This is a genomic window from Cognatilysobacter lacus (assembly GCF_008274655.1).
In the GTDB taxonomy this organism is placed as follows: Bacteria; Pseudomonadota; Gammaproteobacteria; order Xanthomonadales; family Xanthomonadaceae; genus Cognatilysobacter; species Cognatilysobacter lacus.
Genome location: NZ_VTRV01000043.1, coordinates 1 through 20,041, shown reverse-complemented (window position 1 = coordinate 20,041; position 20,041 = coordinate 1). Strand labels below are relative to the sequence as shown.

General features: G+C 69.5%; 22 protein-coding genes and 1 pseudogene. 14 read left to right on the top strand and 9 right to left on the bottom strand.

The genetic code is table 11. The features are described 5' to 3' along the window. Nucleotides 1-715: HDOD domain-containing protein (locus FW784_RS05800; protein WP_149352404.1), on the top strand; the 715-nt coding region annotated here is incomplete at its 5' end. Between the two features lie 17 nt (nucleotides 716-732). On the opposite strand, the gene FW784_RS05795 is transcribed toward FW784_RS05800, so the two are convergent. From FW784_RS05795 to FW784_RS05775, 5 genes are all read right to left on the bottom strand, one after another. Beyond that, nucleotides 733-1,638, bottom strand: a complete 906-nt coding sequence (locus FW784_RS05795; protein ID WP_149352403.1) for an aspartate carbamoyltransferase catalytic subunit — start codon at nucleotides 1,636-1,638, stop codon at nucleotides 733-735. A 3-nt stretch (nucleotides 1,639-1,641) separates the two neighbouring features. Further along, the gene (gene ruvX / locus FW784_RS05790) at nucleotides 1,642-2,103 is read right to left on the bottom strand and encodes a Holliday junction resolvase RuvX (RefSeq protein ID WP_149352402.1); all 462 of its coding nucleotides are present in this window, start codon (nucleotides 2,101-2,103) and stop codon (nucleotides 1,642-1,644) included. 2 nt (nucleotides 2,104-2,105) lie between these two features. Next, nucleotides 2,106-2,681, bottom strand: a complete 576-nt coding sequence (locus FW784_RS05785) for a YqgE/AlgH family protein (protein WP_149352401.1) — start codon at nucleotides 2,679-2,681, stop codon at nucleotides 2,106-2,108. A gap of 97 nt (nucleotides 2,682-2,778) precedes the next feature. Continuing rightward, nucleotides 2,779-3,948: a PilT/PilU family type 4a pilus ATPase gene (locus FW784_RS05780; RefSeq protein ID WP_149352400.1), complete on the bottom strand. Its 1,170-nt coding sequence runs from the start codon at nucleotides 3,946-3,948 to the stop codon at nucleotides 2,779-2,781. A gap of 13 nt (nucleotides 3,949-3,961) precedes the next feature. Next, the gene (locus FW784_RS05775) at nucleotides 3,962-4,999 is read right to left on the bottom strand and encodes a type IV pilus twitching motility protein PilT (RefSeq protein ID WP_149352399.1); all 1,038 of its coding nucleotides are present in this window, start codon (nucleotides 4,997-4,999) and stop codon (nucleotides 3,962-3,964) included. 122 nt (nucleotides 5,000-5,121) lie between these two features. Between FW784_RS05775 and FW784_RS05770 the strand changes: the two genes are divergently transcribed. From FW784_RS05770 to FW784_RS05755, 4 genes are read left to right on the top strand one after another with little or no spacing between them, the layout of a single operon-like run. Then, nucleotides 5,122-5,814 carry a YggS family pyridoxal phosphate-dependent enzyme gene (locus FW784_RS05770; RefSeq protein ID WP_149352410.1) on the top strand — a complete coding sequence of 231 codons (693 nt, stop codon included), beginning with the start codon at nucleotides 5,122-5,124 and terminating at the stop codon, nucleotides 5,812-5,814. A 29-nt stretch (nucleotides 5,815-5,843) separates the two neighbouring features. Then, nucleotides 5,844-6,086, top strand: a complete 243-nt coding sequence (locus tag FW784_RS05765; RefSeq protein WP_149352398.1) for a hypothetical protein — start codon at nucleotides 5,844-5,846, stop codon at nucleotides 6,084-6,086. 52 nt (nucleotides 6,087-6,138) lie between these two features. Continuing rightward, the gene (gene proC / locus FW784_RS05760) at nucleotides 6,139-6,966 is read left to right on the top strand and encodes a pyrroline-5-carboxylate reductase (protein ID WP_149352397.1); all 828 of its coding nucleotides are present in this window, start codon (nucleotides 6,139-6,141) and stop codon (nucleotides 6,964-6,966) included. A 7-nt stretch (nucleotides 6,967-6,973) separates the two neighbouring features. Beyond that, nucleotides 6,974-7,447, top strand: a complete 474-nt coding sequence (locus FW784_RS05755; RefSeq protein WP_149352396.1) for a DUF4426 domain-containing protein — start codon at nucleotides 6,974-6,976, stop codon at nucleotides 7,445-7,447. Between the two features lie 3 nt (nucleotides 7,448-7,450). Here FW784_RS05755 and FW784_RS05750 read toward each other — a convergent pair whose 3' ends face one another. Both FW784_RS05750 and pdxH read right to left on the bottom strand, forming a co-directional pair. After that, nucleotides 7,451-8,245 (bottom strand): ABC transporter substrate-binding protein, encoded by a 795-nt coding sequence (locus FW784_RS05750; protein WP_149352409.1) that lies wholly within the window; start codon nucleotides 8,243-8,245, stop codon nucleotides 7,451-7,453. An 8-nt stretch (nucleotides 8,246-8,253) separates the two neighbouring features. Then, complete coding sequence (pdxH, locus tag FW784_RS05745) at nucleotides 8,254-8,856, bottom strand: pyridoxamine 5'-phosphate oxidase (protein ID WP_235893589.1); 603 nt, start codon at nucleotides 8,854-8,856, stop codon at nucleotides 8,254-8,256. A 112-nt stretch (nucleotides 8,857-8,968) separates the two neighbouring features. Here pdxH and FW784_RS14755 point away from each other — a divergent pair. The 4 genes and pseudogenes from FW784_RS14755 to hemE form a co-directional block, all read left to right on the top strand. Continuing rightward, a pseudogene (locus FW784_RS14755) lies at nucleotides 8,969-9,457 on the top strand (shikimate kinase); the annotation flags it as partial. 51 nt (nucleotides 9,458-9,508) lie between these two features. Then, the gene (gene aroB, locus FW784_RS05740) at nucleotides 9,509-10,618 is read left to right on the top strand and encodes a 3-dehydroquinate synthase (protein WP_235893590.1); all 1,110 of its coding nucleotides are present in this window, start codon (nucleotides 9,509-9,511) and stop codon (nucleotides 10,616-10,618) included. 49 nt (nucleotides 10,619-10,667) lie between these two features. Further along, nucleotides 10,668-10,919 carry a WGR domain-containing protein gene (locus FW784_RS05735; RefSeq protein ID WP_149352395.1) on the top strand — a complete coding sequence of 84 codons (252 nt, stop codon included), beginning with the start codon at nucleotides 10,668-10,670 and terminating at the stop codon, nucleotides 10,917-10,919. 141 nt (nucleotides 10,920-11,060) lie between these two features. Further along, nucleotides 11,061-12,137: a uroporphyrinogen decarboxylase gene (hemE, locus tag FW784_RS05730; RefSeq protein ID WP_149352394.1), complete on the top strand. Its 1,077-nt coding sequence runs from the start codon at nucleotides 11,061-11,063 to the stop codon at nucleotides 12,135-12,137. 49 nt (nucleotides 12,138-12,186) lie between these two features. Here the strand turns inward: hemE and FW784_RS05725 are convergent, their stop codons facing one another. Continuing rightward, nucleotides 12,187-15,693 carry a hybrid sensor histidine kinase/response regulator gene (locus FW784_RS05725; RefSeq protein ID WP_235893588.1) on the bottom strand — a complete coding sequence of 1,169 codons (3,507 nt, stop codon included), beginning with the start codon at nucleotides 15,691-15,693 and terminating at the stop codon, nucleotides 12,187-12,189. Between the two features lie 139 nt (nucleotides 15,694-15,832). Between FW784_RS05725 and FW784_RS05720 the strand changes: the two genes are divergently transcribed. The 3 genes from FW784_RS05720 to FW784_RS05710 are packed head-to-tail and all read left to right on the top strand — an operon-like array spanning nucleotide 15,833 to nucleotide 17,549. After that, nucleotides 15,833-16,435 (top strand): YceI family protein, encoded by a 603-nt coding sequence (locus tag FW784_RS05720; RefSeq protein WP_149352393.1) that lies wholly within the window; start codon nucleotides 15,833-15,835, stop codon nucleotides 16,433-16,435. Next, nucleotides 16,432-17,007 (top strand): cytochrome b, encoded by a 576-nt coding sequence (locus FW784_RS05715; protein ID WP_235893587.1) that lies wholly within the window; start codon nucleotides 16,432-16,434, stop codon nucleotides 17,005-17,007. Before FW784_RS05720 ends, FW784_RS05715 begins: the two co-directional genes overlap by 4 nt. Further along, a complete protein-coding gene (locus tag FW784_RS05710) occupies nucleotides 17,004-17,549 on the top strand; it encodes a YceI family protein (RefSeq protein WP_149352392.1) in 546 nt (181 codons plus the stop codon). Before FW784_RS05715 ends, FW784_RS05710 begins: the two co-directional genes overlap by 4 nt. A 109-nt stretch (nucleotides 17,550-17,658) precedes the next feature. Here the strand turns inward: FW784_RS05710 and FW784_RS05705 are convergent, their stop codons facing one another. Then, a complete protein-coding gene (locus FW784_RS05705; protein WP_149352391.1) occupies nucleotides 17,659-17,892 on the bottom strand; it encodes a glutaredoxin family protein in 234 nt (77 codons plus the stop codon). An 84-nt stretch (nucleotides 17,893-17,976) separates the two neighbouring features. On the opposite strand from FW784_RS05705, the gene FW784_RS05700 reads away from it, so the two are divergent. Beyond that, entirely contained in the window at nucleotides 17,977-19,359 is a 1,383-nt protein-coding gene (locus tag FW784_RS05700; RefSeq protein WP_149352390.1) for an L-serine ammonia-lyase, read from the top strand. Nucleotides 19,360-19,448: 89 nt separating this feature from the next. Next, the coding region (locus FW784_RS05695) for a ligand-binding sensor domain-containing protein (protein WP_328592710.1) at nucleotides 19,449-20,041 on the top strand (593 nt) is incomplete at its 3' end.

Genomic DNA, 20,041 nt, shown 5'->3' with positions numbered 1-20,041 from the left:
TGCGCTGCGGCGCGACGACCGCGACATCAACTCGCTGCCGACCCTGCTCATGCGCGATCCGACGCTTGCAGGCGCCGTCGTGCGGGTCGCCAACAGCGCGCACTACCGGCGCGGGCCGCAGGTGACGTCGCTGCCGAAGGCGATTGCCGTGCTGGGCAACGACGGGCTGCGGTACGTCGTATTGACCAGCGTGATGCGTCCGATCCTGCAGTCCGATCCATCACAGCACGCCGCACGCTCGAGCGAGCGCCTGACGTTCCAGGCCGAGGCGCGCACGTGGATTTGCGGCGCGCTGACGCGCGGGGACGGCGATGCGGGCGAGGCGCAACTGGCGTCGGTCGTCGCGTCAACCGGTGTCGCGGCGCTGATGCGGATGATGCCGCGCACGCTCCTGGCCCAGGCGTCCGCCGACCCCACGTTCGCCCCTCGTTTCTTCGCGCTCGCGTCAGCGCTGTCGGCGCGGGCCGCGGCCCAATGGCGGCTTGACGACGCGCTCCGTGACGCACTGCACTCGATGTCACTGGCGTCGGAAGATGCCGGGCCGCTGGCCCGCACGCTGGGGCTCGCCGATCGGCTGTCCATGCTGCACGCGTTGCGCGTCGCGGGCCTTGTCGACGAGGTGGCCCGGGTGTCGGCGGGCGCCGAAGGCCATCGTCGCGATGCGCAACTCCTGCGCGACCTGCAGGCGATGGAGCAGGAACCGGCCGAGGCCTGACATCTGGCCGCGAGCCCTCAGGCGGCCAGCAGGCGCTCCAGCACGGCCATGCGCACGGCAACTCCGTTGGCGACCTGCCGCAGGATCAGCGCGCGCGGCCCGTCGGCCACTTCATCCGTGATCTCCACGCCGCGATTGATCGGACCGGGATGCATCACCACCACGTCCGGCGCCGCGCCCTCCAGCCGCTCGGCGGTTATGCCGTAATCGCGGTGGTAACCCTCCAGCGAATCGACCAACCCGTCCTGCATCCGCTCGCGCTGCAGGCGCAGGGTGATCACGGCATCGACGCCCGCCAGCGCGTCGTCGAGATCATGCGTGACGCGCACGCCGTCGAGCGTGCCGTCATCCGGCAGCAGCGCGGCGGGGGCGCACACGCGGATGTCGCCGGCGCCGAGGCATCGCAACGCGTGCAGGTCCGAGCGCGCAACGCGCGAATGCTTCACGTCACCGACGATGGCAATGCGCAGTGTCGCGAAGTCGGGGCCTTTCGCCTGCCGCAGCGTAAGCATGTCGAGCAGGCCCTGGGTCGGATGCGCGCTGCGGCCATCGCCGGCGTTCACCAGCGCGGTGCCCGCGCGCGCAGCGGCAGCCAGGTGAGCTACGGCGCCGTCGTCGTGATGGCGCACGACGAAACCGCGCACGCCCATCGCCTCGAGATTGCGCATCGTGTCGAGCGCCGTCTCGCCCTTGCGCGCCGACGAGGTCGAGACGTCGAAGTTGAGCACGTGCGCGCCCAGCCGCTGCGCAGCCAGCTGGAAACTCATGCGCGTGCGGGTGGAAGGCTCGAAGAACAGCGTGCAGATGGCGATCCCGTGCAGTGCGTCCGCATCGCCGTCGAGGTCGGCGAAGTGCTGCGCGCGGTCGAGCAGCTCGACGACGGTGGCGCGGGGCATGCCGTCGAGCGTGAGCAGGTGTTGCATCGGTTATCCGCTGAGGGTGGCTTCGAGTTCGACCGCGTCGGCCGGCGCGGCCAGCCAGCGTTCGATGATGATCGCGGCCGCGACCGCGTCGAGCACCTGCGCGTCGCGCCTGCGCTTGCCGCCCTGCGCGCGCTCGCACGCAAAGCGCTGCGCGGCCTCGACCGACGAGGAGCGCTCGTCGATCAGCATCACGGAGCGGCCGAAGCGGCGGCCGAGCTCACGCGCGAAGGAATGCGCGCGCTTGCGGATCGGCTGGTCGCCGCCGTCGAGGGTCATCGGGTCGCCGACGACGAAGCCGTCCGGGCGCCATTCGCGCACGAACCGCTCGATCGCGGGCCAATCCGGCCCACTTGCGTGCACGTCGACGACGGCGATCGGCCGGGCGCCGCTGCCGAAAATGCTGCCTACCGCGACGCCGATCCTGCGGGCGCCGACATCGAAACCGAGGACTGTCGTCGCGGCCATGGTCAGGCATGTCCCGTGTAGTCGATGAGGCGCGAAAGGTCCACGCCGATGCGCCCGGCCGCCGCCTGCCAGCGGTCGGCGAGCGGGGTGTCGAACAGCAGCTCGGGATCCGCCGGTGCGGTGAGCCAGCTGTTGTCGGCAGTGAGCTCCTGCTCTAGCTGCCCTGCGCCCCAGCCGGCGCAGCCGAGCGCGATCACGGCGTGTTCGGGGCCTTCGCCCTTCGACATCGCCTCGAGGATTTCGCGCGAGGTCGTCAGATAGAGGTCGTCGCCGATCGCGAGCGTCGAGTCCCACTTCGGGCCACCGTCGTGGATGACGAACCCGCGCTCGCGGTGCACCGGGCCGCCGTTGAGGACCATCTGGCCGCGCAACGCGTCGCTGCCACCGTCGAAACCCATCTGCTCGAAGACTTCGCCGACCGTGTATTCGGACGGCCGGTTGACGACGATCCCGAGGGCGCCGTCTTCGTCGTGCTGGCAGATCAGCGCCACGCTCTTCGAGAAGCCGGAGCCCGAAAGCCACGGCAACGCGATCAGCAGCTGGTTCGCCAGTGGCATCGGGCTACCGGTCAGGGACATACCCCATTCTGCCCACGGGACGACGCAAGAAGGAAGTCCCTCCCGAAAACGCCGATGGCGCCCGAAGGCGCCATCGGAAAACGGTTGCCGGGGCGGCTCAGCGGATGTCGGCCATCCCCACGTCGCCCAGGCCCGCGGCGAGCGTGCGTGCGTCGCCGCCCTGCGCCAGCTTGATGCGCAGACGCACCTCGTTCTGCGAGTCCGCGTAGCGCAGCGCGTCCTCGTAGGAGATGTCGCCGGACTGGTAGAGCTCGAACAGCGCCTGGTCGAAGGTCCGCATGCCCAGGTTGGTCGAATCCTTCATGACCTCCTTGAGCTTGTGGATCTCGCCGTCGCGGATGTAGTCCTGTACCAGCGGCGTGCCGAGCAGGATCTCCATCGCGACCCGGCGGCTCTTGCCGTCGGGCGACGGCACCAGCTGCTGCGCGACGACGCCTTTGAGATTGAGCGACAGGTCCATCAGCAGCTGGTTGCGACGCTCTTCCGGGAAGAAGTTGATGATGCGGTCCATCGCCTGGTTGGCGTTGTTCGCATGCAGCGTGCAGAGCACCAGGTGGCCGGTCTCGGCGAAGGCGATCGCATGGTCCATGCCCTCGCGCGTACGCACCTCGCCGATCATGATCACGTCGGGCGCCTGGCGCAGCGTGTTCTTCAGCGCGGCTTCCCACGAGTCGGTGTCGATGCCGACCTCCCGCTGCGTGATGATGCAGCCTTCGTGCTTGTGCACGAACTCGATCGGATCCTCGATCGTGATGATGTGGCCCGACGAATTCTTGTTGCGGTAACCGATCATCGCGGCGAGCGAAGTCGATTTGCCGGTGCCCGTGGCGCCCACGAACAGGATGATGCCGCGCTTGGTCATCGCGAGCGTCTTGATGATCGGCGGCAGGCCGAGCTCGTCGAGCGTCGGGATCTGGCTTTCGATGCGGCGAAGCACCATGCCGACCTGGTTGCGCTGGTAGAAACAGCTCACGCGAAAGCGGCCGACGTTGGCCACGCCGATCGCGAAATTGCATTCGTGCGTCTTCTCGAACTCCTCGCGCTGCTGCGGGTTCATCACGCTCAGCACCAGGTCGCGCGACTGCTGCGGCGTGAGCGCCGTCTGCGTGATCGGGCTGATCTTCCCGTTGACCTTGATCGACGGCGCCATGCCCGCGGTGATGAAGAGATCGGAGGCCCGGTGCTGCGACATCAGTTTCAGGTACGACGCGAAATCGATCGCGCCGGGACCGGCGGCGGGCGAAGGGGTAACGGGAACTGTGCTCATCGTGATCTCCGCATTACTCGAACAGGCGCTTGTCGCGGGCGTATTCGCGCGCCTGCGTCTTCAGGATCAGGCCACGCTTGACGAGGTCCTGCAGGTGCTGGTCGAGCGTCATCATTCCCGACCCCTGCCCCGTCTGGATGGACGAATACATCTGCGCGACCTTGTCCTCGCGGATGAGGTTACGAATGGCCGGCGTGCCGACCATGATTTCCCACGCAGCCGTACGACCGCCGCCCACCTTCTTCAGCAGCGCCTGCGAGATCACAGCACGCAGCGACTCCGACAGCATCGAGCGCACCATCGGCTTTTCGCCGGCGGGGAACACGTCGATGATGCGGTCGATGGTCTTGGCGGCCGAACTGGTGTGCAGCGTGCCGAACACGAGATGGCCGGTCTCGGCAGCGGTGAGCGCCAGGCGGATGGTTTCCAGGTCACGCAATTCGCCGACCAGGATGTAGTCCGGGTCTTCGCGCAGTGCCGAGCGCAGTGCCTCGTTGAAGCCATGCGTGTCGCGATGCACTTCGCGCTGGTTGATCAGGCACTTCTGCGAGGTGTGCACGAACTCGATCGGGTCTTCGACCGACAGGAGATGCGCGTACTCGTTCTTGTTGATGTGGTCGAGCATCGCCGCCAGGGTGGTCGACTTGCCCGAGCCCGTCGGGCCGGTGACGAGGATCAGGCCCTGCGGCTGGTTGATCAGTTCGCGGAAGATCGGCGGCGTCGCCAGGTCTTCGAGCGTGAGCACTTCGGACGGAATCGTACGGAAGACGGCCGCGGCGCCGCGGTTCTGGTTGAACGCATTGACGCGGAAGCGCGCGAGGCCGGGGATCTCGAACGAGAAGTCGACCTCGAGGAATTCTTCATAGTCCCGTCGCTGCTTGTCCGACATGATGTCGTAGACGAGCGCGTGCACCTGTTTGTGCTCGAGTGCCGGGATGTTGATGCGGCGGACGTCGCCGTCGACGCGGATCATCGGCGGCAGGCCGGCCGACAGGTGAAGGTCCGACGCCTTGTTCTTGACCGAGAAGGCCAGCAGTTCGGCGATATCCATGCAATTCCCCGTGTAGCGAACGATCCCTCAGACCGCGCGGCGATGGCCGCCCGGACCCCCTGAGGGCAGTATAGGGCCCCGCCCTGCCCCGGCCATCGGCCGGATCCGAGGACTCCGACGTGATCGCCGACGCCCTCCGCGAGGTCTCCGAAACCCTTTATAGCGCGGCTTCCGGGGCCGGATGCGATACACCCGTGCTGGTTGCCGTGTCGAAGCTGCAACCTGCGACTGCGATCGCGGAACTTGCGGCCGCTGGCCAGCGCGACTTCGGCGAAAACTACGTGCAGGAGGCCCTGCGCAAGCGGCAGGAGCTGGCCGTCACGGGTCTGGCACGGCCGCTTACCTGGCACCTGATCGGCCACCTGCAGGGGAACAAGGCGAAGGAGGCGGCGGCGGCCTTCGACTGGGTGCAGTCGGTCGACCGCGCCTCGATCGCCGCGGCGCTCGGCCGACACCGGCCGGCCGCGCTGCCGCCACTGAACGTGTTGCTGCAGGTCAACGTCGACGACGAGACCAGCAAGAACGGTTGCCATCCCGACGAGGTGGGCGCGCTCGCCGCGGCCGTCGTCGCAGAGCCGCGCCTGAGGTTGCGGGGGCTGATGATCATCCCGGCGCCCTGGCCAGACCTTGAAGCCCGGCGCCCTGCCTTCCGCACCGCGAAGCAGATCTTCGACGACCTGCGCGTGGCCTATCCGACCGTCGACACGCTGTCGATGGGCATGAGCGACGACTACCTCCTCGCGGTCGGCGAAGGGGCGACGATGGTGCGCATCGGCAGCGCGCTGTTCGGGGCGCGGGGTCCGCGCGCATCGTGACCTCCGCACCGCTGCGAACGGTGCTCCGGATGTTCTGGAGCACGATCGCGGTCGGCGTCGCCGGCTTGCTGACGCTCGGCATCGCGGTCGCGGTGGCGGCGTCGCGCTATCGGCGATGCGGTGCAAGCAGCCTCGATGCAGTGGACAGCGCCTGCAGGCTGGGCGCGCAGTTCCTGTCGGGTGCATATGTGCTGCTGTCGCTCGCGCTCGTGCTCGGCGCGGCCAGCCTGACCCTGCTGTGGCGCGCGCGACGCAAGCTTCGGCAACGATGAAACTCGAGTTCCCCACGCTATCCTTCCGGGCTCCGAAACAAGGGCTCCGCCGATGACGCACCCCACGCAGCCCGTGATCGCCTTCATCGGTGGCGGCAACATGGCCCGGAGCCTGGTCGGCGGCCTGGTCGCCGACGGCCGCCCCGCAGCGTCGATACGCGTCGCCGAGCCGGTGGAATCCCTTCGCGAAGCACTGTCGAACGACTTCGGCGTGCAGACGTTCGCGCGCGCCGCTGATGCGGCAGCAGGCGCGGCGTCCTGGGTGTTGGCGGTCAAGCCGCAGGTGATGCGTGCGGTATGCGCTGAACTCGCCGTCGCCGCGTCCAGCGATCCGTTGGTGATCTCGATCGCGGCGGGAATCACCAGCACGCAACTGGACCGCTGGCTTGGCGGCGGCCGGGCGATCGTGCGCGCGATGCCCAACACGCCCTCGCTCATCGGCCAGGGCGTTACCGGGCTGTACGCGACGCGCGCAGTGTCAGAGGCACGACGCGACGAGACCGTGGCCCTGCTTCGCGCCGGCGGCCCGACCGCGTGGATCGCCGACGAATCGCTGATGGACGCGGTCACCGCGGTTTCCGGCAGCGGGCCGGCGTACGTGTTCCTCCTCGCCGAGGCGATGCAGTCGGCCGCGGAGCGCCAGGGCCTGCCTACCGACACCGCGTCGCTACTCGTGCGGCAGACGCTCGTCGGTGCCGCCGCGATGCTTGCGCAGACCGGCGAGCCGGCATCGGTATTGCGCGCGCGCGTGACGTCGCCCGGCGGCACCACGCAGGCGGCGGTCGAAACGCTGCAGGCCGGCGGATTCGAAGCAGTCGTCGATCGCGCCATCGAACGCGCCGCCCAGCGCGGCCGCGAAATTTCCGCAGCCAACGACTGAGGCCGGCATGCGCATTCCAACACTGTTGCTCTCCCTGCTTCCGCTGCTTGCCGCCTGCAGCGGCTCCGCGCCGCCGGTGACCGCGTCCTCGGCCTCGAGCGCGGGCATGCAGTCCGCCGAAGCGCGCGTCGGCGACGTGGCGGTGCATGCGAGCGTCGTGCAGACCTCCACGCTCGACGCAGCCACCGCGCGCCAGTACGGCCTCGACCGATCCGACCGCGTCGCGATGCTGCTCTTGAGCGCACGCCGCGATGGCGACGCCGCCCTGCCGCCGTCGTTCAAGGTCGAGGCAACCGTCGCGGACGCGTCGGGACACGGCGCGCAGCCGATCGTCCTGCACCAGGTCAAGGTCGATGGCCTGGTCGATTACGTCGGAACGGTGGACATCTCGCCGCCCGATTCGCTTCGGTTCGACGTTGCTCTGGCCTACGAGTCGGCGACGTCGACGATGCAGTTCACGCGCGAGTTCTACCCGCGCTGAGCCTCAGGCGTGCCGGGCCGCCCAGGCCCGCACGATGCGCTGCAGCTCGCGCACCCCGTCGGTAAGCGCCGCGGGGCCAGGCTGCAGGATCAGCGGCGACTTGACCTCGTGGAGCTCGCCGTTGCGCACGGCCGGCACGTCCTGCCAACCGGGCCGCGCCGCGACCCGCTCGGGCCGGAATTTCTTGCCGCACCACGACCCGATGATGACGTCGGGTGCCGCGTCGATGATTTCGCGGTCGTCGGCGACAATGCGCTGCCGCGCGAGCGGCTCGCGCGATCGCGCGGGCAACAGGTCGATGCCGCCGGCGATCTCGACCAGTTCGGACACCCATTGGATGCCGCTGATGATGGGCGAATCCCACTCCTCGAAATACACCTTGGGTCGCATCGGCAATGCGCGCCCTGCCGCGCGGATCACGTCGAGGTCGCGTGCGAGTGCGTCGGCATAGGCGTCCGCACGCGCCGGCACGCCGACGAGCGCGCCGAGCCTGCGGATGTAGTCGAGGATGCCATCCACGCTGCGGTGATTGCTGATCCACACCTCGACGCCGCGCCGGATCAGCTCCGAGGCGATGTCGGCCTGGATGTCCGAGAAGCCGATCGCCATGTCGGGCGCGAGCCTGACGATCTCCTCGATCTTGGCGCTGGTGAACGCGCTGATCTTGGGCTTTTCCCTGCGCGCCCTCGCCGGCCGAACGGTGAAGCCGCTGATCCCGACGATCCGTGCCTCCTCGCCCAGCGCATACAGGGTTTCGGTCGGCTCCTCGGTCAGGCAGACGATGCGCTGCGGGCCCAGCGGTCGCGTCACGGATAGAGCATCCGCGTGCTCCAGTCGCCGGTCGCGTCGCGCTCGTAGACGTGGCGCTCGTGCAGGCGGAACTGAGCGCCGTACCAGAACTCGATGCGGCGCGGGCGCACGCGGAAACCCGTCCATCGCGCAGGCCGCGGGACGTCGCGCCCGTCGAATTCGCGCTCGACCTGCGTCAGCCGCGTCTCGAACGCGTCGGCGGACTCCAGCGTCTCGGACTGTTTCGACGCCCATGCGCCGAGCTGGCTCACGCGAGGCCGTGTCGTGAAATAGGCATCGGCTTCCTCGTCCGGCACCTGCACCACCTGGCCCTCGACGCGCACCTGCACCCCGTTGCCGATGCGCGGCCAGTGGAACAGCAGCGCGGCCTGCGGGTTCGCCTGCAGTTCGCGCCCCTTGCGGCCGTCGAGATGGGTGTAGAAGACGAAGCCGCGCGCGTCGTGGGCCTTGAGCAGCACCATGCGCAACGACGGCAGCGCATCGAGCGTCGCGGTGGCAACCGACATCGCGGTCGGATCGGGCTCGCCCGCATCGGCGGCCTTCGCGAACAGGCGGTCGAACGTGGCGAGGGCTTCGTCGAGCAGGGGGTGGGTGTCCATCGCGGTATTGTGATGCGATGCCCTGCCCCCTGCACGCCCGACATACCGTTCCGACGCCCATGCGCGACGCTTCCGATCCAGTTGCCGACACAGACCGCGCGATGCGGCCGTCATGCGCGCGAGGCGCCGGGGCATGAAGCCGCCGCGGCCCTGGGTGCTCGTAGGCCCGACCGGCGCCGGCAAGACGACGGTGGGCGCGCTGCTCGCCGCCCGCCACGGCCGCGACTTCGTCGATCTCGACGCCTTGATCGAAGCGCGCTGCGGACGGACGGTCTCGCGCATTTTCGCCGACGACGGCGAACCCGCATTCCGCGCGCTGGAATCCACGTTGCTCGACGAAGCGTTGGCGAGCGGAGCCCCGGTAATCGCGACCGGCGCGGGCGCGGTGCTGGATGCGCGCAACCGTCGGGGCATGCGCGATCGGGCGCACGTGGTTCACCTGCACGCCGATGTCAGCGAGCAACTCGCGCGTCTTGCCGGCACATCCGATCGACCGCTGCTCGCGCGACCGGATCGCGCCGAAGTACTGGAGGCCATGTCAGCCGTCCGCACGGCGTTGTACGCCCAGGTGGCCGACATCCGCATCGATACCAACGGCCGCGACGCGGCGTCCGTGCACGGCGCCGTCGAATCGGCGTTGGGCCTTGTCGACATCGTCGCGCGTGAACCGCGCCGCCTTGACGTCGAAAGCCCGCGCGGCGCGTATGCGATCCACGTCGGCGCCGGGCTGCTGGCCGACGGGCGCCAACTTGCCGAGGCGATCCGCGGCCGGCATGTCTTGATCGCGACCGACGCGAACGTGGCGCGCATCCAATTGCCTGTGCTGGAGGCCAGCCTGCGCAGGTTGCGTCCCGACCTCGTAATCGCCGTGCACTGCATGCCGCCCGGCGAGGCGGAGAAGACCCTCGGACGCTGGCAGGAAGCGGTCGCCGCGCTGGCGAAGCTTGGCGCCACGCGCGACGCGACGGTCGTCGCGCTCGGCGGCGGCGTGGTGGGCGACCTCGCGGGTTTCGCCGCCGCGACATGGATGCGCGGGATCGATGTCGTGCAGGTGCCGACCACGCTGCTGGCGATGGTGGACTCGTCCGTAGGCGGCAAGACCGGCGTCGACCTGCCCGCGGGCAAGAATCTCGTCGGCGCGTTCCATCCGCCGGCCGCGGTGATCGCCGACACCGCGGCGTTGTCCACACTGCCCGCGCGCGAGCTGCGCGCCGGGCTGGCGGAAGTCGTGAAGTACGGCGCGATCTTCGATGCCACGTTCCTCGACTGGCTCGACGACCGCGCAGAAGCGCTGCTGGCCGGCGATCCGGAGGCCACGGCCGAAGCGGTGCTGCGGTCGTGCCGGTACAAGGCGGACGTGGTCGCTCGCGATCCGTTCGAACGCGGTGACCGCGCGCTGCTCAATTTCGGCCACACCTTCGGGCACGCGATCGAGACCGAGCAGGGCTACACCGGCGCCACGGGCGGGCTCGTGCACGGCGAGGCCGTAGCCGTCGGCATGGTGCTGGCCGCGCGGCTGTCGACCGCATTGGGGCGCGCTGCGCAGGCGGACGCCGACCGGCTGCTCGCGCTGCTCCAGCGATTCGGCTTGCCGACCCGCGTGCCTGCGGGGCTCGACCCGTCGGCATTGCTCGCCCGAATGCGCCTGGACAAAAAGGCCGATGCCGCCGGATTGCGCTTCGTCCTGTGGGATGGCGCGGGCCGCGGCGTGATCGTGCGGGACGTTCCGGAGTCCGCGGTGATGGCCGTGCTCGCCGGCTGACCGGGGCCGGCGACGCGGTCCGCGCAACGCAGCGGCTACAATCGCGCCGATGCGACTGTTACTGCAACAACGGCCCGAAGGGCGCGAAGCGCCCCGCTTCGTCCAGCTGATGCTCCAGCCCGACCTGCTGGGCGGCTGGACGCTGTTGCGCGAGACCGGTCAGATCGGCGGCAAGAGTACGGTACGGCGCGAACAGTTCCTGGACCAGCAGGCCGCGGTGCTCGCGCTTGAAAGCGCCCGCGACCAGCAGATCAAGCGCGGCTTCCAGCTGATGTTCGCCGAAGGGGCGACCCCGCGTTGATGCCGATCGGCTGCGACCTCGCGCGGCGCGATCACGCGCTCGTCGGCCGCTGCCTACGGTGGCGCGAATCAAGAATCCGTCGTGGCGATTCATGTCCCATCGCCACCCAAGCCTTTCCGACCTGACCGAAGCGACGTCGACATGACCTACGCCCCGCTACAGAACGATCGCTTCCTCCGCGCGCTCCGTCGCGAGCCCGTCGACCGCACGCCGATCTGGCTGATGCGCCAGGCCGGCCGTTACCTGCCCGAGTACCGCGCCACCCGCGCGCGCGCCGGCAGCTTCCTCGCGATGGCGAAGAACCCGCAGCTCGCCTGCGAGGTCACGCTGCAGCCGCTCGAGCGTTTTCCGCTTGACGCCGCGATCCTGTTCTCCGACATCCTCACGGTGCCCGATGCGATGGGCCTGGGGCTGTACTTCGTCGAAGGCGAAGGCCCGAAGTTCGAACGTCCGGTGCGCACCGCCGCCGACATCGCCAGGCTTGCAGCACCGGACGTCGGCAGCGAGCTGCGCTACGTCACCGACGCGGTCTCGCTGATCCGTCGCGAACTCGGCGGCCGCGTTCCGCTGATCGGATTTTCCGGCAGCCCGTGGACGCTGGCGTGCTACATGGTCGAAGGCGGCGGCAGCAAGGATTTCGCGCGAGTGAAAGCGCTCGCGTTGAACGACCCGCAGGCGATGCACCGGTTGCTCGATGTCACCACCGATGCGGTGATCGCCTACCTCGATGCGCAGCGGATCGCGGGCGCGCAGGCCTTGCAGGTGTTCGACACGTGGGGCGGCGTGCTGTCGCCGTCGATGTACCGCGAGTTCTCGCTGCGCTACCTCGCCCGCATCGCCGCGGAGCTGCCGCGCGGCGAAGGCGCCGAGGCCGCCCCGTTGATCCTGTTCGGCAAGGGCAACGGCGCGTATCTGGAAGAGCTCGCGCACAGCGGTGCAGAGGGCATCGGTATCGACTGGACGGTGGACCTGGGCGACGCCGCGCGTCGCACCGGCGGCCGCGTCGCGCTGCAGGGGAACCTGGATCCGGTGACGCTCTACGCGACGCCGCAGGCCATCGCGCGCGAAGCCGGCCGTGCGCTCGATTCGTACCGCGACGGCAACGGCGGCTCGCGCGAGGGTCACGTGTTCAATCTCGGGCATGGCATGTCGCCCGACATGAGCCCGGACCACGTCGGCGCGCTCGTGGAAGCAGTGCACTCGCTCAGCGCGCGATGACGACACCGAGGCGCGCCGAACGCGCGCGTTGCCGCGCGGCGATGGCGGGTCAGGCGGCCGGCTCCACCGCGGTTATCCGCGCGAGCGTGTCGGCCAGAATCGCGCCGGTCACCGGTTTGCGGATGAAGGCGTCGAAGCCTGCGGCGCGCGCGCGCGGCTCCGAGCCGGCGTCCGCGCGTGCGGTGACGGCGATCAGTGGCGCGGTGAACCCGTGGGCGCGCAACTGGCCTGCAAGAGTGAAGCCGTCGATGCCCGGCAGGTCCAGATCCAGCAGCGCGGCATCGAACGCCCCCGTGCGCACCTCCACCAGCGCACCGTGGCGAACGCGATGCCCGCGGGCTTCGAGCAGGCCGGTCACGACCCGCGCCACGGTCGCATCGTCCTCGACCAGCAGCAACGACAGCGACGGCGCGCCCGGCTGCACGGGCCCCGGCGCCACTGCATCGGGCAGCGAAACCTCGCGCAACGGCAGGTCGACGACAAAGGTCGAACCCTGTCCCGGCACACTCTCGACCCCGATGCGTCCGCCCATCGCCTGCGCGAGCTCCGTGCTGATTGCCAACCCAAGTCCGCTGCCGCCGTAGCGCGCCGCCGTGCGCGCGCCGTCGGCCTGCTGGAAGCGGCGGAACAGCTTCGCGCTCTGCTCGTCGGACAGGCCGGGGCCCGTGTCCACGACCCGAAACCGAAGGCCCGTCGCGCTGCGTTCGACGCACAGCGCGATCGAGCCACGCTCGGTGAACTTTGCCGCGTTGCCGAGCAGGTTGAGCAGGATCTGGCGGATGCGACTGCAATCGCCGATCACGCCGCGCGGAACGTCGACGGCGACGTCGAGCGCGAAGGCGAGGCCGCGGTGCCGCACCAGCGGTGCCACGAGTGCGGCAACGTCGTCGAGCATGCGTCGCAGGTCGAACGGTTCCTCGGCGAGTTCGAGATGGCCGGAGTCGATGCGAGCCAGATCGAGGGCATCGTTGAGCAGCCGCAGCAGGTGGTCGCCGGCGGTGCGGATCGCGCCGACGTAGCTGCGCTGCGTGGCGTCCAGTGGCGTGTCGAGCAGCAGCTCGGTCATGCCGAGCACACCGGTCATCGGCGTGCGTACTTCATGGCCGAACGTCGCGAGGAAGCGCGTCTTGGCGGTCGATGCTTCTTCGGCGAGCCGGCGTTCGTCACGCATGCGTTGCAGCGCGTGGCGACGATGCAGGCGCTCGCGGTATTGCAGGGCAAGCGCCACCGCCGACAGCAGCACCAGCAGTGCGAACGCGACGCGCGCCCACCACGACTGCCACCACGCGGCGCGCACGTGGAACACGACCTCGCGCGGCGGTGTCCAGACATGGTCGGCGCTGCGCGCCATCACCTGCAGGCGGTACGAACCCGGCGGAAGTTGCGTGAAGACGCGTTCGCCGTCTGCGCCGATGTCGACCCAGCCGCGGTCGACGCCGGACAGCCGGAACCGGTACGCCGTGGTGCCGGCATCGCTGAACGACATCAACCGCGCACGGATGCGCAGGTCGCGATCGTCGTGTTCGAGCACCGGCTGCGTCGCCGGATCGAGCGCGACGTGCGCGCCGTCGCGGCTGACGTCCATGGATTCGAGCATCAGCGCCGGAATGCGCGTGGACGGCCGCACCACCGCGGGATCGAATATCACCAGCCCTTCCGGCGTGCCCGCGAGGATGCGGCCGTCGCCCGGCCGTGGAACCGGCGGCCCCGGGAACTCCTGGCTTGGCAGTCCGTCGCGCACGCCGTAGATGCGGCTGCGGCGCATCGACGGGTCGACGCGGATCAGGCCGCGAACGCTGGTCGCCCACACGATGCCGCGGGCATCCACGCTGAGACCGCTCGGCGCGAGCCGCGGAAAGCCCGTGGCGTCATCCAGACGCTGCTCGCGCACGAGTGCACCGTCGGCTATCCGGTATCGCTCGACGGCACCGAACCGGGCGAGCCACACGTGCCCGGCAGGCTCCATCGCGATGCCGCGTACCGGTGCGTCGTCCACGCCGCCCACGCGACGCAGGCGCGACGCATCCCCGTCGGCAACGAACAGGCCGGACGTCGTCGCGATCCACGCACCCCCTCCGGGCGACGCGGCGAGGCCGGTGATCGTGGCGGCGCGCGGAAGACCGTGACGGTCACCGGGCACGATGTCGTCGACGACGCGGCCGTCGGACCGGCGCACCTGCACCCCGCCTTCGCCGCCGATCCAGATACGGCCGCCGGCGTCCTGCAGCATGTAGGAGGGCTCGCCGGGTAGCGCCCCGTCGTGCGTGCCGGCAGGCCAGCGGTCGATGCGGTGCGTGGCCGGGTCGATGCGCGCGAGGCCGTCCGGGTAGCCGGCCCACACCATGCGATCGCGCGTCTCGAGCACCGCGTCGAGGATCACGCCCTGAGCGACATCGGCGAAGACGTGCTGGACAACACCGGTTTCACTATCCACGCGGTCGAGCACGCCACCGCTGCCGACCAGCCACGTCGACCCGTCGTACGAGGGCGCGATGCCGCGCACCTGGGCATTCGCGAGCGTGGCGGGATCGCCGAGCCGCCGCGAAAGCACCGAGAACTGCCGCCATCGCGGCGGCAGGTACCAGAGGCCGTTCGTATTGCTGGCGAACCACAGCCCGCCTTCGCGATCCTCGCGCGCGTCGACCCAGGCCGGACGCACGAGCCCCTGCGCAGCCGCGCTGTACAGCGGCACGACGGCGACGCGGCCGTCGCCTTCCACGCCCAGCCCCTGCGGGATATCGAACCAGTGCGTGCCGGCGCGGTCGTGCAACAGCATCTGCAGCAGCGCACCGCCGGGCGACGTCCACGCGGGCGCCGTTATGCGGCCGTCGGGCCGGCGCGCAACGAGTCCCTGCGGCGTGCCGATCCACAACGTGCCGTCGGGCTCCGCGGAGAGGCCGTTGATGCTCGGCGCCGGCAAGCGACTCGCATCGTCGCGCGCGAAGCCCGTGCCGTCCCAGCGCGCGACGCCCTGCACCGTGCCTACCCAAAGTGTGCCGCGACTATCGACCGCCAGCTTGCGCACGTTCGGCGCGGGCAGGCTTCGCGGATCGCCGGGCACCGGCACGAAGCGCTCGACGCGGCCGTTGTGCAGGCGGTGCAGTCCGGCGTCCGCGGTGCCGAACCAGATGCTGCCGTCACGCGTGCCGGCGATGCACCAGATCTCCACGCCCGCGACGCCCGGCGTGTCGCGGTCGATCCAGTCGAACTGCCGGCGCTGGGTATCCAGCACGGCGAGGCCCGCGCTGCGGGTGCCGACCCACACGCGATCGCTCGCGTCCACATACACCGACCAGACGTAGTTGTCGCGCAGGCCCTGTTCGATGCGCCAGACGCGGAAGCCGACGCCGTCGAAGCGCGCCAGCCCGTCGCTGGTGGCGATCCACAGGTAACCCTCGCGGTCCTGCGCGATGCCGTTGATGCGGTTCGAAGGCAGCCCGTCGGCCACGGTGAACTGCCGTGGCCGCGGCGTTTCGGGCAGCCCCGCGAACGCCACGGTCGGCAATAGCGCCGCCACCAGTACTGCCGCCATCCAGCTGACGATTCCGCCGCGCATCCTGCACCCCCGGTCCATCCCCGGGCGCAAGGCTCCCCGATCACACGCCGTGCGGCAACCTCCGCCAAACGGGCGCCCGCCGCTGCCGCCATCGCGCGGCGGCGGCGGGCCTACAATCGAACGCTCCCGTGGAGCCACGATGAAAACCCTGCTGCTCAGCGCCGCGCTGCTGGTCCCCGCCCTGGCGGCGGCGGAAGACTTCGCCATCGATCCCGTGCACACGCGGCTGGTGGTCGCCGTCGAGCACGCCGGCTTCTCGCACGCTCTAGGCAGTGCCTCCGGCAGCAGCGGGCAGGTCTCATTCGATGACGGCTGGGCCAACGCCCACGTCGATGTCACCGTACCGCTCACGCGCATCGACTTCGGCGACGCCGCGTGGAACCGCGCCGTCCACAAGGTGCTTGGCGACAAGGACTTTCCGCAGGTCCATTTCGTCTCCGACCAAGTGACGCCGCGTGACGCGTCGCACGCGCAGGTCTGCGGGCAGCTGACGTTGCACGGCGTCACCCGCCCGTTGTGCATGGACGCCACGCTCAATGCATTGCGCCGCCACCCGATGCCACCGTTCCGCCGCACCGCCGGCTTCTCGGCCGTCGCGCATATCGATCGCTTCGACTACGGCATCACCGAATGGCCGACGGTGATCGGCCGCGATGTCGAGATCCGCATCGAACTCGAAGCGAGCCGCGGCATCGGCGCGCCCAAACCCGACACGCCGACCACCGAGGACGCGACCCGATGAACCAGCCCACGCCCTTGATGCCGCCACGCTGGGGCGCGGTCAGCCAGCTGTTCCACTGGACCTGCGCGGCACTGGTCGTGGCGCTCGGGTCGATCGGGCTCTACATGACGGAGCTGACCAGCCCGGTGTCGAAGATCCGCATCTATGCACTGCACAAGTCGCTCGGCATCACGCTGCTCGCGCTCGTGCTGCTGCGCCTGCTCTGGCGGTGGACACATAGCGTTCCCGAGCCGGTGCCGGGATTGTCGCGCCCGCTTAGGCTCGCCGCCGGCGGCGTGCACGGCGCGCTGTACGCGATGATGATCGCGATGCCCTTGACCGGCTGGCTGATCAACTCGACGTCGGGCTATCCGCTGCAGTGGTTCAAGCTGATCAACCTGCCGTCGATCGCCGCGAAGAACGAACATCTCAACGGCATCGCGAAGCAGCTGCACGAATTCGGCTTCTGGTTCCTCGCGCTGCTGGTGCTCGGCCATGTGGCGGCGGCGCTCTATCACCACGTCTTCCTGCAGGACGGCACGCTCAATCGCATGCTGCCCGCACGCCGCCACCGGCCTGGAGCCATGCCATGACCCGTCTGCCCGCCCTCGTGCTCGCGCTGGTCGCGTTGCCTGCCGCCGCCGCCAATTACGTCCAGGCGCCCGGGTCCACGCTCGGCTTCTCGGCCAAGTACCAGGGCGAGGTATTCACGGGTGGGTTCCCGTCGTTCGCCACGCGCATGAGCTTCGACCCGAAGGCGCTCGCGACCTCGAAACTCGACGTCGGCATCGCGCTCGTCAGCGCCGCCACCGGCGACAGGGATCGCGACACCAACCTGCGCGGCAGCGACTTCTTCAACGTCGCGAGGTTTCCGCAGGCACGTTACGTTGCGACCAGATTCCGCGCGCTCGGCGGCAATCGTTATGCCGCGGACGGGCAACTGTCGCTGCGCGGCGTCACGCGCCCGGTCACGCTCCTCTTTACGTGGACGCCGGGCGTGAAGCCCGTTCTGCTCGGACAGGCGACGGTGAAGCGCCTCGATTTCGGCGTCGGCAGTGGCGATTGGGCGGATACCGACATCATTTCGAACGAGGTCGCAGTGAACACCCGAGTGGTGTTCGCTCCGGCGAAGTAAGCCTGCCGGGGCATCGATGCGGCGCGACGCGCGACGCTGACCGTTGATGTCCAACGCGTCACGGAGCGCCGGCCAAGGGTCGTCGCGCCCGCGCGAGGACTTTCGCAGCCTATCCGTGCGCCGCGAGCGCGCGCACCGAGGCGATATCGAACGGCCAGTCGAGCTCCACGTCGAGCTGCGCATCGCGGAGCACGGGCACCCGGGCGCCATAGATCTGCTCCAGCGCGTCATCGCCGTCGATGAAGGCGCTTTCGAATTCCGGAAACCCGGCGCTTGCCAGCACGCCGAGTGCCAGGTCGCACAGGTGGCAGTCGTCGCGCTGGAACAGGATGAACCGGGTCATGGGGGTCCGGGCAGTACGGAACGGGAGGGGACGGTACGGCCGTAGAATAGCCGCCTCCCTCCCATGCGATTCGCTGGAGCCGCGGTGGCCGTCAGCACCTTCGACCTGTTCAAGATCGGCGTCGGGCCGAGCTCCTCGCATACCGTGGGGCCGATGCGCGCTGCCGCGCGCTTCGTCGAGCGTTGGCTCGTGCAGAACGGCGAGCTCGAACGCACCACCCGCGTGCGCGCCGAAGTGTTCGGCTCGCTGGCACTCACCGGCCGCGGCCACGGCACCGACAAGGCCGTGCTGATGGGCCTCGAGGGTCATTGGCCGAACGCGATCGACCCCGACGTCATTCCGCCGGCGCTGGAGCGCATTCGCGCGACGCGGCGCCTGCTTCTGCACGGCGCGCACGAGATCGGCTTCGACGAGAAGCACGATCTCATCATGAACAAGCGGCAGAAGCTGCCGTTCCACACCAATGGCATGCGCTTTACAGCGTTCGATGCGCATGGCGACGTGATCGCCACGCGCGACTATTACTCGGTGGGCGGCGGCTTCGTCGTCAACCAGGACGAGGCTGCGGAGGACCGCATCGTCGCCGACGAAACCGAACTGCCGTATCCGTTTTCATCGGGCGACGAACTGCTCGCGCAATGCGAGCGCACCGGGCTGTCGATCGCGCAGCTTATGTTCGCCAACGAGCAGGTCTGGCGCACGCCGGCTGAAATCGAAGCGGCCATCGACGAGATCTGGGCCGCGATGCAGGACTGCGTGCAACGCGGCATGCGCGCTTCGGGCACCTTGCCGGGCGGCCTGCACGTGGCGCGTCGTGCGCCGGCGCTGCACGCCGAGCTGTCGGCGAAACCGGAAGCGGCGATGCGCGATCCGCTCACCACCCTCGACTGGGTGAACCTGTACGCGCTCGCGGTGAACGAGGAGAACGCGGCAGGTGGGCGCGTCGTCACTGCGCCCACCAATGGCGCGGCCGGCATCATTCCGTCGGTGCTGCACTACTACGATCGTTTCATCCCGGGCGCGAGCATCGAAGGCGTGCGTACCTTCATGCTGACGGCGGCGGCGGTGGGGATCCTCTACAAGGAGAACGCGTCGATCTCGGGGGCCGAGGTCGGCTGCCAGGGCGAGGTCGGCGTCGCGTGCTCGATGGCCGCCGCCGGCCTCACCGCCGCGCTCGGCGCGACACCGAGCCAGATCGAAAACGCCGCCGAGATCGGCATGGAGCACAACCTCGGCCTGACGTGCGATCCCATCGGCGGCCTTGTGCAGATCCCCTGCATCGAGCGCAATGCGATGGGCGCCGTGAAGGCGATCAACGCCAGCCGCATGGCGATGCGCGGCGACGGCAAGCACAAGGTCTCGCTCGACAAGGTCATCCGTACCATGCGCGATACGGGCCGCGACATGCAGGACAAGTACAAGGAAACCAGCCGCGGCGGGCTGGCGGTCAACGTCATCGAATGCTGAGGAATGGGACGGCGGTCCGTTCAGGCAGCCGGCTGCGATACCGTTAACGAGAGTGCGGGACATGTCCTGACAGGAGGCGAGCCGGTCCGATGCGCACCCTAGCCGCGCTGATGTTGCTGCTCGCGCTCGTCCTCGCGCCTCGCGCCCGTGCGCTCGAGCCCGACAAGGCGTTCCGGCACTACGTCAGCGACAGCTGGTCGATCCAGCAGGGCCTGCCGCAGATCAGCGTGCTCAGCCTCGCGCAGGACCGCACCGGCTACATCTGGGTCGGCACGCAGTCGGGCCTCGCGCGCTTCGATGGCCTTGGGTTCCGCACCTACACACCCGAGAACACCCCCGGCCTGCCCGGCACCTGGGTCCGCAGCCTTCTGTCCGCACGTGACGGGCGCCTCTGGGTCGGCACGTACAAGGGGCTCGCGTTTTTCGACGGCCACGAATTTAGCTCGGTGCCCGCGCCCGCCGGCGCGCCGGCGCTCGACGTGCTGGACATCACCGAGGACAGCCAGGGCCGCATCTGGCTCGCGACCCCGTCCGGGGTGTTCCGCGTCGAGCATGACCGCCTGCTGCCGGTAGCCGGCTCGCCGCTGCCCGCACAGGCAGTGCTGGTCCGCGACGATGGCCTGTGGGTCGGCACCCGCGGCGCGGTGTATCGCCGGCTCGCCACCGGCCGCTGGGAACGCCT

Excerpts from the sequence above, each read along its gene's own strand:
- FW784_RS05795 (WP_149352403.1), bottom strand. The coding sequence starts at position 1,638 with ATGCAACACCTGCTCACGCTCGACGGCATGCCCCGCGCCACCGTCGTC.
- ruvX (WP_149352402.1), bottom strand. The coding sequence starts at position 2,103 with ATGGCCGCGACGACAGTCCTCGGTTTCGATGTCGGCGCCCGCAGGATC.
- FW784_RS05785 (WP_149352401.1), bottom strand. The coding sequence starts at position 2,681 with ATGTCCCTGACCGGTAGCCCGATGCCACTGGCGAACCAGCTGCTGATC.
- FW784_RS05780 (WP_149352400.1), bottom strand. The coding sequence starts at position 3,948 with ATGAGCACAGTTCCCGTTACCCCTTCGCCCGCCGCCGGTCCCGGCGCG.
- FW784_RS05775 (WP_149352399.1), bottom strand. The coding sequence starts at position 4,999 with ATGGATATCGCCGAACTGCTGGCCTTCTCGGTCAAGAACAAGGCGTCG.
- FW784_RS05765 (WP_149352398.1), top strand. The coding sequence starts at position 5,844 with ATGTTCTGGAGCACGATCGCGGTCGGCGTCGCCGGCTTGCTGACGCTC.
- proC (WP_149352397.1), top strand. The coding sequence starts at position 6,139 with ATGACGCACCCCACGCAGCCCGTGATCGCCTTCATCGGTGGCGGCAAC.
- FW784_RS05755 (WP_149352396.1), top strand. The coding sequence starts at position 6,974 with ATGCGCATTCCAACACTGTTGCTCTCCCTGCTTCCGCTGCTTGCCGCC.
- pdxH (WP_235893589.1), bottom strand. The coding sequence starts at position 8,856 with ATGGACACCCACCCCCTGCTCGACGAAGCCCTCGCCACGTTCGACCGC.
- FW784_RS05735 (WP_149352395.1), top strand. The coding sequence starts at position 10,668 with ATGCGACTGTTACTGCAACAACGGCCCGAAGGGCGCGAAGCGCCCCGC.
- hemE (WP_149352394.1), top strand. The coding sequence starts at position 11,061 with ATGACCTACGCCCCGCTACAGAACGATCGCTTCCTCCGCGCGCTCCGT.
- FW784_RS05725 (WP_235893588.1), bottom strand. The coding sequence starts at position 15,693 with ATGCGCGGCGGAATCGTCAGCTGGATGGCGGCAGTACTGGTGGCGGCG.
- FW784_RS05720 (WP_149352393.1), top strand. The coding sequence starts at position 15,833 with ATGAAAACCCTGCTGCTCAGCGCCGCGCTGCTGGTCCCCGCCCTGGCG.
- FW784_RS05715 (WP_235893587.1), top strand. The coding sequence starts at position 16,432 with ATGAACCAGCCCACGCCCTTGATGCCGCCACGCTGGGGCGCGGTCAGC.
- FW784_RS05710 (WP_149352392.1), top strand. The coding sequence starts at position 17,004 with ATGACCCGTCTGCCCGCCCTCGTGCTCGCGCTGGTCGCGTTGCCTGCC.
- FW784_RS05705 (WP_149352391.1), bottom strand. The coding sequence starts at position 17,892 with ATGACCCGGTTCATCCTGTTCCAGCGCGACGACTGCCACCTGTGCGAC.